At 62.2% G+C, this 1,539-nt stretch carries 2 protein-coding genes; one reads left to right on the top strand and one right to left on the bottom strand.

Annotation, left to right across the window (positions count from 1 at the left end; genetic code table 11):
* The first annotated feature begins 206 nt into the window (after positions 1 to 206).
* Positions 207 to 1,175: a LysR family transcriptional regulator gene (locus tag ACE04F_RS19010; protein WP_434569728.1), complete on the top strand. Its 969-nt coding sequence runs from the start codon at positions 207 to 209 to the stop codon at positions 1,173 to 1,175.
* Positions 1,176 to 1,199: 24 nt separating this feature from the next.
* Here ACE04F_RS19010 and ACE04F_RS19015 read toward each other — a convergent pair whose 3' ends face one another.
* Entirely contained in the window at positions 1,200 to 1,454 is a 255-nt protein-coding gene (locus ACE04F_RS19015) for a hypothetical protein (RefSeq protein WP_486109089.1), read from the bottom strand.
* Positions 1,455 to 1,539: the final 85 nt, after the last annotated feature.

Below are 1,539 nucleotides of genomic sequence, written 5' to 3' on the forward strand. Positions count from 1 at the left end.
CACCGAGGACAACTGGGGTGCCTGTTTCGCGAGCAGGCTCGCTCCCATAGGATCCAGGGCTGGCGGCAATTCTAGGCATCGCCCCCAACGGCGATAAGCCGACCTTTCTGCGAATCTTTGTTACCGTTATCGTGATAATCCATTAGTCGGGTCCCGCATCTCTGTAACTTCATGCCACAATTTGGCACCTCCCAAGAGAGCCCTCCATGGACACTTTGCAAAACATGCGTGCGTTCAGCTGTGTTGCCGAAGCCGGCAGCTTCACCGCCGCCGCCGCGCAACTCGATACCACCACGGCCAACGTCTCGCGTGCGGTCTCCAACTTGGAAGCGCATCTGCAAACCCGTCTGCTCAACCGCACCACTCGCCGCATCGCCTTGACCGAGGCCGGCAAACGCTACCTGCTGCGCTGCGAGCAGATCCTGGCATATGTCGAAGAGGCGGAAGCCGAGGCCAGCGATGCCCATGCGCGCCCGGCCGGGCAGTTGAAAGTCCACACCATGACCGGCATCGGCCAGCATTTCGTCATCGATGCCATCGCCCGTTATCGCAAGACACACCCGGACGTGACCTTCGACCTGACCCTGGCCAACCGGGTGCCGGACATCCTTGACGAGGGCTACGACGTCTCGATCGTACTCGCCAGCGAGTTGCCGGATTCCGGCTTCGTGTCCCAGCGCCTGGGCATCACCTACAGCATCGTCTGCGCGTCGCCCGCCTATGTGAAGGCCAGCGGCTGCCCGCAGAAACCCAGCGACCTGCTGAACCATGCCTGCCTGCGCCTGGTCAGCCCGGTCATTCCGCTGGAGAAATGGGTGTTCGACGGCCCGGAAGGCCAGGAGATGGTCACCATCAACAGCTCACCGTTCCTGGTGAATTCCGCCGACGCGATGAAAACCGCGATCACCAGCGGCATGGGCGTGGGCGTGTTGCCGGTGTACGCCGCCATCGAAGGCCTGCGCAACGGCACGCTGGTACGGGTCATGCCCAACTACCGTTCCCAGGAACTGAACCTCTATGCCATCTACCCTTCGCGCCAGTACCTGGATGCGAAGATCAAGACGTGGGTCGAATACCTGCGAGGCTCGTTGCCGGAGATCCTCGCGGCACACCAGGCCGAACTGACGGCCTATGAATTGAGTGGAAGCCTGACGGGAGCACGGGTCGCGAACTGAATCCGCGACCGCGCTGGGGGGAAATCAGCGTTTGCCCATCGAACGGCGCGTGCCGGGAGGCGCGGCGCCTGGTGTCTTGGTATGGCCGTTCTTCGCGCCATTCTTGTACCAAGGTTGTTGGCCGGCACCTTTGGCTGCTGCCAGTTCGCCAGGTTTGAACGGGAATTTGAAGGCTGGAATCGGCGCCTTGTCGTCGGCACCGGACACATCGCTGTCCGTCTGGTCAGCCGGCTCGCCGTTCAGGAGCTCGTCCGCGGGCGATGGTATCGGGGATGTCATTTGAATTATTCACTTGAGTAGGAAAACAATCCGTGGGGGGGGGGGGGGGGGGGGGGGGAGTGCGAAGCGCTCACTGAGATGGGGC

This window comes from Pseudomonas sp. AGC41 (genome assembly GCF_057334555.1).

Bases quoted from the DNA above. Each gene is read 5' to 3' on its own strand.
- ACE04F_RS19010 (WP_434569728.1), top strand. From the start codon at position 207: ATGGACACTTTGCAAAACATGCGTGCGTTCAGCTGTGTTGCCGAAGCC.
- ACE04F_RS19015 (WP_486109089.1), bottom strand. From the start codon at position 1,454: ATGACATCCCCGATACCATCGCCCGCGGACGAGCTCCTGAACGGCGAG.